The 14,157-nt window shown below is 69.6% G+C and carries 12 protein-coding genes; 6 read left to right on the top strand and 6 right to left on the bottom strand.

The annotated features are described in order from the left end of the window. The first annotated feature begins 60 nt into the window (after nucleotides 1-60). From ITJ43_RS06685 to pflA, 4 genes are all read left to right on the top strand, one after another. Nucleotides 61-663, top strand: a complete 603-nt coding sequence (locus ITJ43_RS06685) for a hypothetical protein (protein ID WP_323741148.1) — start codon at nucleotides 61-63, stop codon at nucleotides 661-663. An 89-nt stretch (nucleotides 664-752) separates the two neighbouring features. Next, entirely contained in the window at nucleotides 753-1,451 is a 699-nt protein-coding gene (locus ITJ43_RS06680) for a DUF1775 domain-containing protein (protein WP_194583030.1), read from the top strand. 229 nt (nucleotides 1,452-1,680) lie between these two features. After that, on the top strand, nucleotides 1,681-3,942 hold the full coding sequence (gene pflB / locus ITJ43_RS06675) for a formate C-acetyltransferase (RefSeq protein ID WP_194583029.1): 2,262 nt from the start codon (nucleotides 1,681-1,683) through the stop codon (nucleotides 3,940-3,942). Between the two features lie 48 nt (nucleotides 3,943-3,990). After that, nucleotides 3,991-4,920 (top strand): pyruvate formate-lyase-activating protein, encoded by a 930-nt coding sequence (gene pflA / locus ITJ43_RS06670; RefSeq protein ID WP_194583028.1) that lies wholly within the window; start codon nucleotides 3,991-3,993, stop codon nucleotides 4,918-4,920. 146 nt (nucleotides 4,921-5,066) lie between these two features. On the opposite strand, the gene dxr is transcribed toward pflA, so the two are convergent. Together dxr and ITJ43_RS06660 are read right to left on the bottom strand one after the other, a co-directional pair. After that, entirely contained in the window at nucleotides 5,067-6,146 is a 1,080-nt protein-coding gene (dxr, locus tag ITJ43_RS06665) for a 1-deoxy-D-xylulose-5-phosphate reductoisomerase (protein WP_194583027.1), read from the bottom strand. 30 nt (nucleotides 6,147-6,176) lie between these two features. After that, complete coding sequence (locus ITJ43_RS06660) at nucleotides 6,177-7,133, bottom strand: FKBP-type peptidyl-prolyl cis-trans isomerase (protein ID WP_194583026.1); 957 nt, start codon at nucleotides 7,131-7,133, stop codon at nucleotides 6,177-6,179. A gap of 107 nt (nucleotides 7,134-7,240) precedes the next feature. On the opposite strand from ITJ43_RS06660, the gene ITJ43_RS06655 reads away from it, so the two are divergent. Beyond that, on the top strand, nucleotides 7,241-8,074 hold the full coding sequence (locus ITJ43_RS06655; RefSeq protein ID WP_194583206.1) for a lysophospholipid acyltransferase family protein: 834 nt from the start codon (nucleotides 7,241-7,243) through the stop codon (nucleotides 8,072-8,074). A 20-nt stretch (nucleotides 8,075-8,094) separates the two neighbouring features. Here the strand turns inward: ITJ43_RS06655 and ITJ43_RS06650 are convergent, their stop codons facing one another. Continuing rightward, complete coding sequence (locus ITJ43_RS06650; RefSeq protein ID WP_194583025.1) at nucleotides 8,095-8,568, bottom strand: OsmC family protein; 474 nt, start codon at nucleotides 8,566-8,568, stop codon at nucleotides 8,095-8,097. After that, the gene (locus tag ITJ43_RS06645; protein ID WP_194583024.1) at nucleotides 8,568-9,356 is read right to left on the bottom strand and encodes an MBL fold metallo-hydrolase; all 789 of its coding nucleotides are present in this window, start codon (nucleotides 9,354-9,356) and stop codon (nucleotides 8,568-8,570) included. The genes ITJ43_RS06650 and ITJ43_RS06645 overlap by 1 nt, the downstream gene beginning before the upstream one ends. Nucleotides 9,357-9,418: 62 nt before the next feature. On the opposite strand from ITJ43_RS06645, the gene ITJ43_RS06640 reads away from it, so the two are divergent. Continuing rightward, entirely contained in the window at nucleotides 9,419-10,444 is a 1,026-nt protein-coding gene (locus tag ITJ43_RS06640; protein ID WP_194583023.1) for an asparaginase, read from the top strand. 37 nt (nucleotides 10,445-10,481) lie between these two features. Here ITJ43_RS06640 and ITJ43_RS06635 read toward each other — a convergent pair whose 3' ends face one another. Together ITJ43_RS06635 and ITJ43_RS06630 are read right to left on the bottom strand one after the other, a co-directional pair. Then, nucleotides 10,482-13,280 (bottom strand): FtsK/SpoIIIE domain-containing protein, encoded by a 2,799-nt coding sequence (locus ITJ43_RS06635; protein ID WP_194583022.1) that lies wholly within the window; start codon nucleotides 13,278-13,280, stop codon nucleotides 10,482-10,484. 67 nt (nucleotides 13,281-13,347) lie between these two features. Next, nucleotides 13,348-14,136: a PP2C family protein-serine/threonine phosphatase gene (locus tag ITJ43_RS06630; protein ID WP_194583021.1), complete on the bottom strand. Its 789-nt coding sequence runs from the start codon at nucleotides 14,134-14,136 to the stop codon at nucleotides 13,348-13,350. Nucleotides 14,137-14,157 lie beyond the last annotated feature (21 nt).

Here is a 14,157-nt window from a genome sequence, read left to right as displayed (position 1 = left end):
GCTACCCGGACCCTCTTTGAGTTTGCTCACACGCCGACGCACGCCGACTAGGCTCGACAGGTGCCCGATCGACCGACGACCCGCCACCTGCGGGCCCTGCGCGGCACCGCCGCGGCGGCGATCGCCACGACACTCGCCTCGACGGGACACACGATCGGAGGCGGCACGCCGCCGCCCCTGTGGCTCCTCTTGGCAGTCACTGTGCTCGCCGCGCCCGTCTCCGTCGCCCTCGTGGGCGGACGACGGAGCTTCCTGCGCTTGGCGGCCGCGATCGCGGCCGCACAGATCTTCCTGCATGCGGCGTTCGCCGCGGTCGGAAGCCTCAGCCCCCTCGGCGGCGGCGCGCACGAGCATCCCGCGATGCCGATGCCGATGCCGATGCTCGCCAACGGGGGCGCCCCGCATGCGATGGGCCATCTGAGCCCGGCGATGCTGTGCGGACACATTCTCGCGGGCCTCGTCACGATCGCCCTCGTTGCCTACGGTGAGCAACTCCTGGTGGTGATCGCCCGCGGCATCCGTCGCCTTCTCACGCGTCCGCAGGCGGCTGTCCCCGCGGCGCACCCCCGGGTGCCCGTCCTCTCGCCCGTGCCACGCCTCGCGCACGCGGCGCGATTCCTGACTGCTCTCACTCGACGGGGACCGCCGGCGTTCGCACGCTGAGCACCGCCGCGCTCGCGGCGTCCCGCGGCGTGGCCGCACCCTCGCTACAGAACGTTCCGTTCTGGCCCCCGTACAGAAAGAGCACCCTGATGACCGTTCCCACCCGTTCCCGCCGCCGCACCCGCACGATCGCCGGCATCATCGCCGGCGCCGCACTGGTGCTGGCCGCACCTCTCGCCGCCTCGGCGCACGTCCACGTCACGCCCGACGAGTCGGCCGCGGGCGCGACCACACGCCTGGCGTTCTCGTTCAGCCACGGCTGCGACGACTCCCCCACCACTTCCCTCACCGTGACCATCCCGCAGGGGATCGATGGCGTCAAGCCCGTACTCGATGGTGCGTGGAAGATCTCTCGTGAGCTGGACGCCAACGGCATCCCGTCCCGCGTCACCTTTACCGCGCTGGCCCCGGTCGACTCCGGCATCTCGGCATCCGTCGCGATGGACGTGATCTTCGCGTCGTCCGCCGCCAACACATCGGTGGCCTTCCCGGTCCTGCAGAGCTGTGTCACCGGATCGACCAACTGGTCGGAGGTGGCCGCGTCCGGCCAGACCGAAGCCGACCTCAAGACGCCGGCTCCGGTCGTCGCCGTCGGCGCCGTCGCCCCGGCGAACGACGACGACCACGGTTCGTCAGCCGGGCACAGCGACGGCGACGCGCACGGCTCGATGGATGCCGCGGCATCCGCGTCGGGCGCCGACCCGGTCGCGCGGTGGCTCAGCGGCGGCGCTCTGGTGGCCGCTCTCGCCGCGCTTGTGGTCACACTGGTGCGCCGCCGCCGCGCCTGAGGCGCATACCCAGCTCCGGAAAAGGCTGGCCGATCGCACACCGCGGTCGGCCAGCCTTTTTCACGGCGCATTGTGCTCAGACCACAGTGTTTCTGTCGACAGATCACCTTCGATTGTCGACGGCATCCATGCTCTCTCTGTGGTCTGACCACTAGCGCTAAGCTGAAGCCACGACTCGCCCACGGATGGGTGGACGGGCCGCTCCCACGAGGATTTGAGGAAGCGAATCATGACTACCGTCACCCCCTCCGCACAGGACACTCAGCCCGCCGCCTGGAACGGTTTCACCGCCGGACCGTGGCAGGACGAGATCGATGTGCGCGACTTCATCCAGCGCAACTACACGCCCTACCTCGGCGATGCGTCGTTCTTGACGGGCGCCACCGCCCGCACGATGCGCGTCTGGGACACGCTGTCGGCGATGTTCCCGGTCGAGCGCGAGAAGGGCATCTACGACGTCGACGCCCACACGCCCGCGGGCATCACCGCGCACGGCCCCGGTTACATCCTCGAGGACGACGAAGTCATCGTCGGCCTCCAGACCGACGCTCCTCTGAAGCGGGCGATCATGCCCAACGGTGGCTGGCGCATGGTCGAGGGAGCCCTCGACACCTACGGCTACGAGGTCGATCAGACACTCAAGGAGATCTTCACCACCTATCGCAAGACGCACAACGAGGCCGTCTTCGACGCCTACACGCCGAACGTTCGCGCCGCGCGCAGTTCGCACGTCATCACGGGCCTTCCCGACGCCTACGGCCGCGGCCGGATCATCGGCGACTACCGTCGTGTCGCGCTCTACGGCGTGGACCAGTTGATCGCCGCCAAGAAGATGGACAAGCTGAGCCTGGACACCACTCCCTTCACGGAAGAGGTCGTCCGCATGCGCGAGGAGCACGCGGAGCAGATCCGCGCCCTCGGTGAGCTCAAGCAGATGGCCGCCTCGTACGGTTTCGACATCTCGGGCCCCGCTACCACCGCTCGCGAAGCCGTGCAGTGGCTGTACTTCGGCTACCTCGCTGCCGTCAAGGAGCAGAACGGCGCGGCGATGTCGCTCGGACGCACCTCGACGTTCCTCGACACCTTCATCGAGCGCGACCTGCAGGCCGGCCTCATCACCGAGTCCGAGGCACAGGAGATCATCGACGACTTCGTGATCAAGCTGCGCATCGTCCGTTTCCTGAGGACCCCCGAGTACGACAGCCTCTTCTCCGGCGACCCCACCTGGGTCACCGAGACGATCGGCGGCATGGGCGAGGACGGTCGGCCCCTCGTGACCAAGAACTCCTTCCGCTTCCTCCAGACGCTCTACAACTTGGGTCCGGCCCCCGAGCCCAACATGACCGTCTTCTGGAGCCCGGAACTTCCGCAGGGCTTCAAGGACTACTGCGCGCAGGTGTCGATCGACACGTCGGCTGTGCAGTACGAGTCGGACGAGATCATCCGCCCCGCCTGGGGTGATGACGCCGCAATCGCCTGCTGCGTGAGCCCCATGCGCGTCGGCAAGCAGATGCAGTTCTTCGGTGCGCGGGTGAACCTCGCCAAGACACTGCTCTACGCGATCAACGGCGGCCGTGACGAGGTCACCGGAAAGCAGGTCTCGCCCGTCACCACGCCGGTCGGCGACGGCCCGCTCGACTTCGACGACATCATGGACCGGTTCGACAAGACGATGGACTGGCTGGCCGAGACGTACGTCGAGGCGCTCAACTGCATCCACTGGTCGCACGACAAGTACGCCTACGAGCGCATCGAGATGGCCCTTCACGACAAGGACGTGCTGCGCACGATGGCCTGCGGCATCGCCGGGCTGTCGGTGGCCGCCGACTCGCTGTCGGCCATCAAGTACGCGACGGTCACCCCCGTGCGCGACGAGCGCGGCATCGTCGTCGACTATGTGACGGAAGGCGACTTCCCGAGCTATGGCAACGACGACGACCGGGCCGACCAGATCGCCGTCGGACTGGTGGAGAGCTTCATGTCGAAGATCCGTCGTCACCCGATGTACCGCAACGCCCTGCCGACCCAGTCGGTGCTGACGATCACCTCGAACGTCGTCTACGGCAAGGCCACGGGCAACACCCCCGACGGCCGTCGAGCCGGTGAGCCGTTCGCCCCTGGCGCCAACCCGATGAACGGTCGCGATACCCACGGCATGCTCGCCTCCGCCCTGTCGGTCGCCAAGATCCCCTACGCCCAGGCGCAGGACGGCATCTCGCTGACCAACACGGTGGTGCCCAGTGGTCTCGGCCGCACGGCGGACGAGCAGGTGCGCAACCTCGCGGGTCTGCTCGACGCCTACGTCGGATCGCACGGTTACCACATGAATGTCAACGTGCTCAACCGCGAGACGCTCGAAGATGCCATGGAGCACCCGGAGAACTACCCGCAGCTCACGATCCGCGTGTCCGGGTACGCCGTGAACTTCGTGCGGCTGACGCGCGAGCAGCAGCTCGACGTGCTGTCGCGCACCTTCCACGGTTCGATGTGACCCACCTCCATTGATAGACACGCGAACAGCAGAGAGAAGCTGAGGACCATGGCCGCGACGATGCTCCGTCGCCACCCGTGCAACGCGGTCCCCTCGCGCCTGCCCGATGACGCGGTGCGCCTGGAGGTTCCCCTCCAGGCGCCCGCCCATCGGCGCACCGGGGCGGGCCTGGACGGTCTCACCGTCTCCGACGTCGACCACCACGAACGGCTCACCGCGATGCGGGAGGGCCGGCTCGGCTCCGTCCACTCGTGGGAACTGGTGACCGCGGTCGACGGCCCGGGCACCCGACTCACCACCTTCCTCAGCGGCTGCCCACTGCAGTGCCTGTACTGCCACAATCCCGACACCCTCGCCATGAAGGACGGCCAGCCTGTCACGAGCGACGAGCTCCTGGCGCGCATCGCCCGCTACACCGCGGTCTTCCACGCCACGGGAGGCGGCATCACGCTCTCCGGCGGCGAGGTTCTCATGCAGCCGGCGTTCGCCGCACGCATCCTGCGGGGGGCCAAAGAGCTCGGCATCCACACCGCCATCGACACATCCGGGTACCTCGGGGCTGCGGCCTCAGACGCGATGCTCGACGACGTCGACCTCGTCCTGCTCGACGTCAAGAGCGGCGACCCCGACACCTACCGCACCGTCACCGGCCGCGAGCTCGAGCCCACGCTCACCTTCGGACGGCGCCTGGCCGCCCGCGCAGAAGGACCCGAGGTCTGGATCCGCTACGTGCTGGTCCCGGGCCTGACCGACGACGTCGACAACGTCGAGGCGGTTGCGGTGTACGCGGCATCCCTCAACGAGGTCCGCCCGGGCACCGTGACCCGCGTCGAGGTGCTGCCCTTCCACCAGATGGGACGCGACAAGTGGGACGCGCTCGGTCGCGACTACCAACTGGCCGACACCGAACCGCCGTCGGTCGATCTCGTCGATCGAGTACGCGCACAGTTCCGTGCGCACGACCTGCTGACCTTCTGACCTCCAACCTTGGCCGCACCTTCCCCCCGGCGGCCATGCGCCCGGATCACCACCGATCGGGCCGCGGGACTGATCCGCCCCTCCCCATCCCCTGTGGGCGGATCGGTCCCCCTCTCTCACCGACGCACGAAACGTACGCCTGCGGCCTAGGCGGCGATGGCGGCGTCGGCTGCCGCACGCGCCCAGGCCTCGGCCTCGGAGAGCGCCTCGCGTGACAGCGTCGACGGCGCCTCGTGCGCATCGACGATGCGCTGCACCGTCTCGACGATGCCGGGAAAGGAGAGCCGACCCTCGTGGAAGGCATCGACGGCCTGTTCGTTGGCCGCGTTGAACACCGCCGGGTAGGTCGACCCGGCACGCCCGACCTGCTTGGCCAGGGCGACAGCGGGGAACGCCTCCTCGTCGAGTGGCTCGAAGGTCCACGCGCTCGCGCGCGTCCAATCCAGCGGCGCGCCCACCCCGCTGACGCGGTGCGGCCAATCCAACCCCAACGAGATCGGCAGGCGCATGTCGGGCGGCGATGCCTGCGCGATCGTCGAGCCGTCGACGAACTCGACCATCGAGTGCACGACAGACTGCGGATGGACGACGACGTCGATGGCGTCGTAGTCCACACCGAACAGCAGATGAGCCTCGATCACCTCGAGTCCCTTGTTGACGAGCGTCGCGGAATTGGTCGTCACCACCCGACCCATGTCCCAGGTCGGGTGGGCGAGCGCCTGGGCGGGAGTGACGCCGGCGAGCTCGGCGCGGCTGCGCCCCCGGAACGGACCCCCGGATGCCGTGAGCACCAGCCGTTGTACTTCGCCGGCGCTTCCGGCACGCAAGGCCTGCGCGATGGCGGAGTGCTCTGAATCGACGGGAACGATCTGCCCGGGCGCCGCCAGCGCCGTCACGAGCTCTCCCCCGACGATGAGAGATTCCTTGTTCGCGAGGGCGAGAGTACGCCCGCATTCGAGTGCTGCAAGCGTCGGCCCGAGGCCCACCGATCCTGTGATGCCGTTGAGAACGACATCGGCATCCACCCCGCGGACGAGGTCTTCGGCCTCGGCGGCGCCCAGGGCGGTGTGCTCGACGCCGAACTGGGCCGCCTGGTCGGCAAGCATGGCGGCGTTGGCACCCGCCGCCAGTCCCACGACCTCGAAGCGGTCTCGACGCGCACGGATCACATCGAGCGCCTGCGTGCCGATCGAACCGGTGGAGCCGAGGATCAGGATGCGGCGCATCCTGTCAGCCTACCGGCGCCGGTGCACCCCTTACTGCGCCTGCGAGGTCTGCGTGCCGAGGATGTCCACCACGAAAACGAGGGTTTCACCCTTGAGGTCGGTGGTGTTGATCTCACCCTCGCCGTAGCCGTCCGCGGGGGTCATGACCACGAGAACCTGCGAGCCGACGGTCTGACCCTCGAGAGCCTTGCGGAAGCCGGGGACGACGCCGGTCGTGGTGAAACTGGTCGGCACGCCACCCTTGTCCCAGGTCGAGTCGAAGGTCTGACCGTTCGACCAGCGCACGCCGGTGTACTGCACGAGCACCTGGTCGCCGGTCTGCACCGTGGTGCCGTCGCCCTTCTTGAGCGTGGCGATCTCGGTCTGCGCCGGCGGGTTGCCGCCGGGCAGCGTGATCTTCGGAGCGCCGTTGTCACCGAGCTCGACGGTCGGCATTCCGGCGACGGGCGACTGAGCGGCGCCCCACGCGGCGCTGGGGACGACCGACAACAGATCCACGACGTAGACCTGGGCGGCACCTTGCTCGCTGGCCGGGAAGGTGGCCACGACACGCTCGCCGGGAGCGCCGCAGCCGAGCACCTGACCGAGCGGGCTCGACGCCGAGATCTGAGCCGGCAGCAGCTGGCCGGCGGCATAGCCGACGTCGCCCATCTTCTGGCCGGTTTCCGCATCGTACGCGGTCATGGCGTAGGAGATGAAGTCGCCCGCGGCAACGGGGGTGCCAGTCCCCTTGTCGATCGTCTTCGCCTGCAGCTTGTCGATCTGCAACGGGGCGGTGAACGACAGGGTCGGCGCCTTACCGGCATCGCCGCTCACGGTGACGGCGTCGGCGGCAGCGCCAGACGCAACCTGGGCATCGCAGAGGTCGGCCGCGGCGGCCGCCGTGGGACTGGCCGACGCCGTGCCTCCCCCGGAACCGGAGCACCCGACGAGCAGGACGGCGGAGACGGCGGCGATGGAAAGAGCGGCGAGCGGGCGCAGGCGCACGATGAGACCTCACAGGTGGGAGACGGAAACCCTCCCATCCTTCCCTACTTTGTTCTGTACCTGCTGGGAGCGGCGCCGTGGCACCGCTGTCGCGCCCGCCGCGGGGCATGCGCGAGTCGGCATGCAATCGGGAGTACCCTCGACTGGTGACGTCCGCCGAGCCCGCCCCCGCTGCCGCCGGCGAGCAGGTTCCCGCCGAGCAGGTCGACGCCGAGGTCTCCGGCATCGGGCTGACCTATGTCATCGGCCGTTGGATCGTCGCTCCCCTGGCCCGCATGATCTACCGGCCCCGCATCATCGGGCGGAAGAACTTCCCCCGCAAGGGCGCGGTCATCCTCGCCAGCAATCACCTGTCGTTCATCGACTCGTTCGTGATCCCGATGGCGGCGCCCCGCCCGGTGCGCTTCCTCGCCAAGTCGAGCTACTTCGACGGTAAGGGCATCAAGGGCTGGTTCTCTCGACACTTCTTCTATGCCGCGGGTGCGTTTCCTGTGCAGCGTGGCGCCGGACAGGCCGCCCTCGACGCTCTCGCCCAACAGCGCCGCCTGCTCGAAAGCGGATGGTCGACCGCCCTGTACCCCGAAGGGACGCGCTCCCTCGACGGCCGCCTCTATAAGGGGCGCACCGGTGTGGCGTTCCTCGCCCTCCAGACGGGTGCTCCCGTCATTCCCGTGGGGCTCGTCGGCACGAACGAAATGATGCCGGTCGGTGCGAAGTTCCCCCGTCTGCGGCCCCGCGTGACGGTGAGCTTCGGCGAGCCCCTCGATCTGTCTCATCACGGCTCCGCCGATTCAGGGCGCGCGCGGCGACAGGCGACCGACGAGATCATGGCCGCGATCCATGCCCTGTCCGGACAGGAACTCGCGAACGCCTACAACGAGGCGCCGGCATCCAACCCGGTCGAGCGTCTCAAGCAGGTTCTGCCGCACGAGCGCCGCTGATCGCAGTCGCCGTGCGTCGCTCACGCCACGGCGGTGATGACCGGCTCGTGCCGCACGGGGAAGTTCACCGAGTTGGCGATGAAGCACCACTCCCGCGCCTGCGCGTGGGCCGACTCCGCAGCGGGGATCATGGATGCCGCCGCCACTTCGACGCGAGGCCGCAGCACGACCTCGGTAAACGCACCCCCGCCCCGGCCGTCCTCGGTCATGAAGCCGGTCGCATCGTCTTCGTAAGACACCACGATCACCCCCGTCTGCACGCACGCGTGCAGGTAGGAGAGCAGATGGCACTCCGACAGCGCCGCGAGGAGCATGTCTTCGGGATTCCATTTGGCCGGGTCTCCGCGAAACGGGCGGTCGCTCGAGGCCTCGATGGCCGGCTTGCCGTCGACGGAAACCAGAACCGAACGGTCATAGTCGCGATAGCCGCTGGTACCCGTGCCCCGGTTGCCGGTCCACCGGCTGTGGAGGGCGTAGTGGTGTTCGCCGATCATCACGCCAGTCTGCCATCCGCACCGCGGTGCGCGGCAGCGAGCTGCGCGACGTGCGCATGTTCTTCGGCCATCCCCGGATTCGCGATGCGCCGATCATCGAAGCGCCCGTGCCGGATCATTCCGTCCAGGTAGCCGCGGTCGGCGTCGAGCCGTGCGAGTGCGTCGGTGCCGACTCGACCGTGTCCCGGGATGACGATGCGGGCGCGCGCGGCGACATCCGCGAGACGATCGAGCGCGGCCAGGTATGCCGACAGATCGTCGGGGAAGAACGGGAGTGGGAGTTCGACGTCGCTGAGCATGTCTCCCGCGACGAGGACCCGCGGACCCGGTAGCCACAGCGCCGTGTGCCCGGGTGCGTGCCCGTCGTGGACGATCAGCTCGATCGCTACGCCGGGCGGCAGACTGTCGGCAGGAAGGGAAGTGCCAACGCCGTCCACGCGCCCCATGAGTTCGAGGAGGGGCGCCGGCGTGTCCGTCCCGCTTTGTGCGACGAGGGTGCCCCGTTCGGATACCGCGAGGGCGGCCGTGACATCGGACGCCCACCGTGGCGGCGCACCGAAGCCCGGGTGCCAGAGAAGGTGGTCGTGGTGGGCGTGAGTGGCGAAGCCGGCGCTCACCGTCAGACCTCGCTCCGACAGCCACGTCGCCAGCGCGGCGAGTTCGTCGGCATCCCACGCCGGATCGACGAGCAGCGCCTGGTCGCCGCCGACGATGACCGTGCTGGTTGTGAACATGCGCCGGCTCGTCGCGACCCACACTCCGTCGGCAACCTCGTCGAGCGCGCGCATCGGATCTCCTCGTCTCCGAGCCCGGGCTCGCAGGCACGTAGCGGGCAAGTAGGCTCTTGTGCGTGTCAGATCCTCGCACAGCAGCCCGTTCGTCCGCATCCGCCGGCACCATCGCCGTCGCCGATGCCGTGGAGCTCGCCGTCGTCGAGCGCAGCGGTTTCATCGAATCGCGTCACGCCGGCTCGGCGGTCGTGCTGGATCCCGACGGCGTCGTGCAGCTGAGTCTCGGCGATGTCGAAGCACCGATCCTGCCGCGCTCGAGCATGAAGCCGTTGCAGGCGCTCGGCTGCCTGACGGCGGGGGTGACCCTCGAGGGCGAACAGCTCGCGCTGTCGACGGCGAGTCACAGCGGCACCGACCGCCATGCCACCGTGGTCCGCGAGATCCTCGCGTCGGCCGGACTGGGCGAAGATCAGCTGCAGTGTCCTCCGGCATGGCCCGGCGATACCGCGACACGCGACGAGATGGTGCGGGAGCTCGGCCAACCGGCACGCGTGCGTATGAACTGCTCGGGAAAGCACGCCACGATGCTGCTGGCCTGCACGGCGAACGGCTGGGATCTGGAGACCTACCTCGACCCGCAGCATCCTCTGCAGGTGCACATCCGCGAAGTCATCGAGCGTCTGACCGGGACGAAGGTCTCGACGATGGCCATCGACGGGTGCGGAGCACCGGTGTACGCGATGAGCCTGACGGCGCTCGGCCGCGCGGCGCACCGGATCGCAACGGCGTCGGAGCGCTCTCCGTTCGCGCTGCATCGGATCGCGGGCGCTCTCGTGCGTGCGGTGCGGGAGAACCCGTGGGCCATCGACGGTCCGGGCCGTCCTGACACGATCGCCATCGACAGACTCGGGGTGTTCGCCAAGGGCGGCGCCGAAGGGATCATGATCATGACTGCCCCCAACGGCACCACCGTCGCGCTCAAGACGCTGGACGGCAGCGGGCGTGCAGCGACGGCGATCGCTATCTCTCTGCTGGAACGGGTCGGTGCGCTCAGCTCGGCCGACGTCGCCACGACGATGGCACAGCTGCCGCTGGAGATCACCGGCGGTGGCCGCGAGGTCGGACGCATCCGCGCGGTGGTCTGAGCGGCGCGAAGCGCGCGTCGCGGAGCCATCTGCTCGATCACGTTTCCGTCAGCACCACCCGGCGCACCGGAGCACCGGGCATCAGGTGCCACGCGCGTCCCGCGGAAGGAAGGGCATAGGGCGGCAGCTCCCGGCGACCGCTGATCGCCCGGAACTCGGCGGCGCACTCGGCGGCTATGACGAGCTCATACCTCTCACGCATCGCCGCGAGCGGCCGCCACTGAGCGAGCCAAGACTCCGGCGACCCGTGCACCACGAGCGGCTCCCCCACCCTGCCGGAGGCTGCTGTCGACGCCGACATCACCGGCTCGCTGAGCACGCCGGCCGCCGCGGCCTGCTCCACCGGCATCACGCGCACTCCGCGCTGCTCGTATCGCGACCGCATCTCTGCCAGATCGCTGCCGGGGCCGGTGACGAGACCCGTCATACCCGGTCCGTCATCGCCCGCCGCGGGCACCCACAGCGGCGGGCGGGCGGGCTCCCGCGGCGGAGCCCACGGCCCCGTCTCCGCGAACTGCACGAGGGCGCCGGACCACCGGCCGCGTCCGGCCGGCTGATCGCGCACGAACCCCCTCGCCTCACCGCCCGCCGCCACGTGGTCGGCGCGCGTCGGCATCGACAGGACGGCACGATGCGGGAGCAACTCGACGACCCGCGAGAGGGGGCCGGCGATCCGTGCCGCCGACAGCACGATGAGCGTTCCGTGCGCCCGGGCCTCACGAACCGCGCGTTCCACGCGCGCCACGAGTTCGGCGGCATACTCAGGCGGAAGCCGGCTCGCGACGGCGTCGATATCGTCGAACAGCACCGCGGAGCGCGATTGGTCCTCGACGGCACACGCTATGGCGTCCCATGCCCCTTCGGCATCCGCGGGCACCCACAGCGGCGGCGCCGGTAGCTGCTCGGCGACAGTCCGCAGCAGAGACGTCCTTCCGCTACCGGCGGCGCCGATGACGGCGAACCCGGACACGCCCTGCGGGAGTTCGAGGACGGGTTGTCGTTGCCGATCGGGTTCGTCGACCAGCCCCAGCACGACGTGACCGGCGCGCGCAATCCGCGCGAGGGGAACCCGCGCCGGCAGCGGCGGCAGCCAGGCCGCGACGGCGGCGCGCGTGCCTGCCCCCTCTCGGATCGCGTCCAGCGCAGCCGGAGTACAACGCGCGACACGCACACGACGAACTTCGGTATCGGCGGCCCGCCGCATGAGCGCCGTCCCCCGCGCCTTCGGATCGCCCGAGAGGAGCGCCGCCTCGTCGGTTCCCAGCACGGCGCGGGAATCGGCGGTGTCGGCCGTGCGGAAGGCGATACGAAGCGGGGCATTCGCCAGCACGCCGTCCCGAAAAGCGCCCCCCGCACGTTGCGAGGCGAGAATCAGGTGCATGCCGAGCGCACGGCCCCGGGCGGCGATGTCGGCGAAGAGTTCATGCAGCTCGGGGTGGGCGCCGACAAGCGCGGCGTACTCGTCGACGACGATGACCAGCCGCGCGAGAGCACCGGCGGCCTCATCTACATCACGGGCGGCGACGTCGGCGAGCGCCTGCTCACGCCGCCGAATCTCCGCGCGCAGACTCTCGATCGCGCGCAGGGCCGCCGCATCATCCAGGTCGGTGAGTACGCCCGTCACGTGAGGGAGCGCCGCGAGCGGGTCGAACGCGCGCCCGCCCTTGAAGTCGACCAGCAGGAACGTGATCTGCTCGACGCCGCGCCCGCGGCACATCCCCGCAACCCACGTGGTGAGCAGTTCGCTCTTTCCCGTGCCGGTCATCCCGATGATGACGGCGTGCGGCCCATCGACGACGAGATCCAGAACCACGACCTCACCGCCGCCCACTCCGACAGCGGCGGCGAGGCCGCGCTTGGGGCCCGAAGGGAGATCCTCGATCGTCAGCGGCGCGTCGATGCGCTGACCGAGGTCGCGCGCGCGCTCCGCCAACGCCGCGACGATCTCCTCGGACTGCGCGACGGAGACCGCCTCCACACGCACGCTGCGCGTGACACCCTCGTGGTCGAGCCGACCCCGGTCAGCGCTCTCGAGGGTGAGCACGGCGGCGCACCGGGGCGGGGCGGGCGCGTCGGGCTCGACGACGACGATGGGGATGTCGGCGTCCATGGCTGCGGCGGCATCGGTCACCCGCAGCGTCGATCCGGATCCGGCCAGGGCGTGCGGCAGGTCATCGGCCCCGGGCACGACACTGGCCAGAGCGCCGCCGTCCGCCACCCGCACTCTCCCCGGCGGATGCACGAGGCAGATCTGCAGGGCCAGCGCTCGGGCGACGGGCACGGCGAGCGCTGCCGGACCACGCACGGCGACGCCGCTGTGCAACCCGACCGAGATCGGTGCGTCCTCCAGCACACGAGCACGTCGGCGGAGCGCCCGTGCGTCGTCGTCCGCGGGGTCGCCCTCGATCCGCAGTGCACTGGCATCTGCCCCGCGACCGACGACAAGCGACCTGTCACGACCGGGCACCGAACGCCAGATCTCCGCGGCATCCGTGCACAGTGTCGCGACATCCGGCGTGCGACGCCACGCCCGCGCGCGTTCGTCATCGTGGCGGCGTACGACCTCGCGGTCGAGCCGCGACATTTCGCGGGCGATGGCGCGCCGGGCTGTCCGGCGCGCACGGCGCGCGCTGCGCAGACCGTCGATGAAGGATGCCGCGGCCACGAGCGGCCCGAGAGCCGCGAACCACAGTGCGTACGGTGACCCGGTGAGGCGCCACAGCAGCACCGCGCCGATGACCGGCACGATCGCGGTGAGCAGCGGCAGCGGCGCGCGTGCCGGCGCCGGTGGCACAGGCGGAAAGCGCAGCGGTTCGCCGGTGTCGTCCTCGCTCATGCGAGCCAGTCAACCGGGGCGCCGTCGCCTCGCCGCGACGAACACGTCGATAGGTGGAGGGAGCGGATCAGTCCAGCGCTGGGGAGGAACCGGTGCGATGCACGTCGAGCACGATGATCGAGATGTTGTCGCGCCCGCCGTTCTCCAGCGCAGCTTCGAGCATGTCGTCGGCGGCCTCGGACGGGTCGTCGTGCTGCAGGAGGAAATGCAGGATGCCGTAGTCGGTGAGTTCCTTCGTCAGGCCATCACTGCAGATCACGAAGCGGTCGCCGTCGATCACCTCGAGCCGCACGTAGTCCGGGGCGACGCCGTCAGAGGGGCCGACCGCGCGGGTGATGACGTTGCCGTACGGGTGGTTCTCGGCCTCTTCGGGACTGAGCCGACCGGCTGCGATCAGTTCCTGCACGACGGAGTGGTCGGTCGTCACCTGGGCGAGTCCGCCGTCGCGGAAGAGGTAGACGCGCGAGTCGCCGATATTGAGCGTGACCCACGTCGGCTCGGGAGTCGAAGTGTCCAGGTAGACCCCGGTGACGGTCGTACCCGTGCCATCGTCGGTCGCCTCGGGGTGAGAGGCGATGTCGGCCACGGCGCGCGACAGTGCCTTCTCGATGCTCTTCGGGGTGACGTCACCCTTGCTCGCAATGCTCTCCAGCCGGGCGACCGTGCTGGTGCTGGCGATCTCGCCCCCGATGTGACCCCCCATGCCGTCAGCGACGACGAACAGCGGATATTGCGCCAAAACGGCATCCTGATTCGCATCGCGACGACGGCCGCGATGGGTCAGTTCCGACCACTGCAGTTCGAGCACACCGTCCTCGAGCGGGATGGTGCGCGAGTGGGTCGCGGCTTCGGGCACGGTCCTACTCTAGTGGACGCC

This window comes from Microbacterium sp. VKM Ac-2870 (assembly GCF_015350795.1).
Classification (GTDB): domain Bacteria; phylum Actinomycetota; class Actinomycetes; order Actinomycetales; family Microbacteriaceae; genus Microbacterium.
Note: the sequence above shows the minus strand (reverse complement) of the source record. Positions and strands in the feature narration are given on the sequence as shown.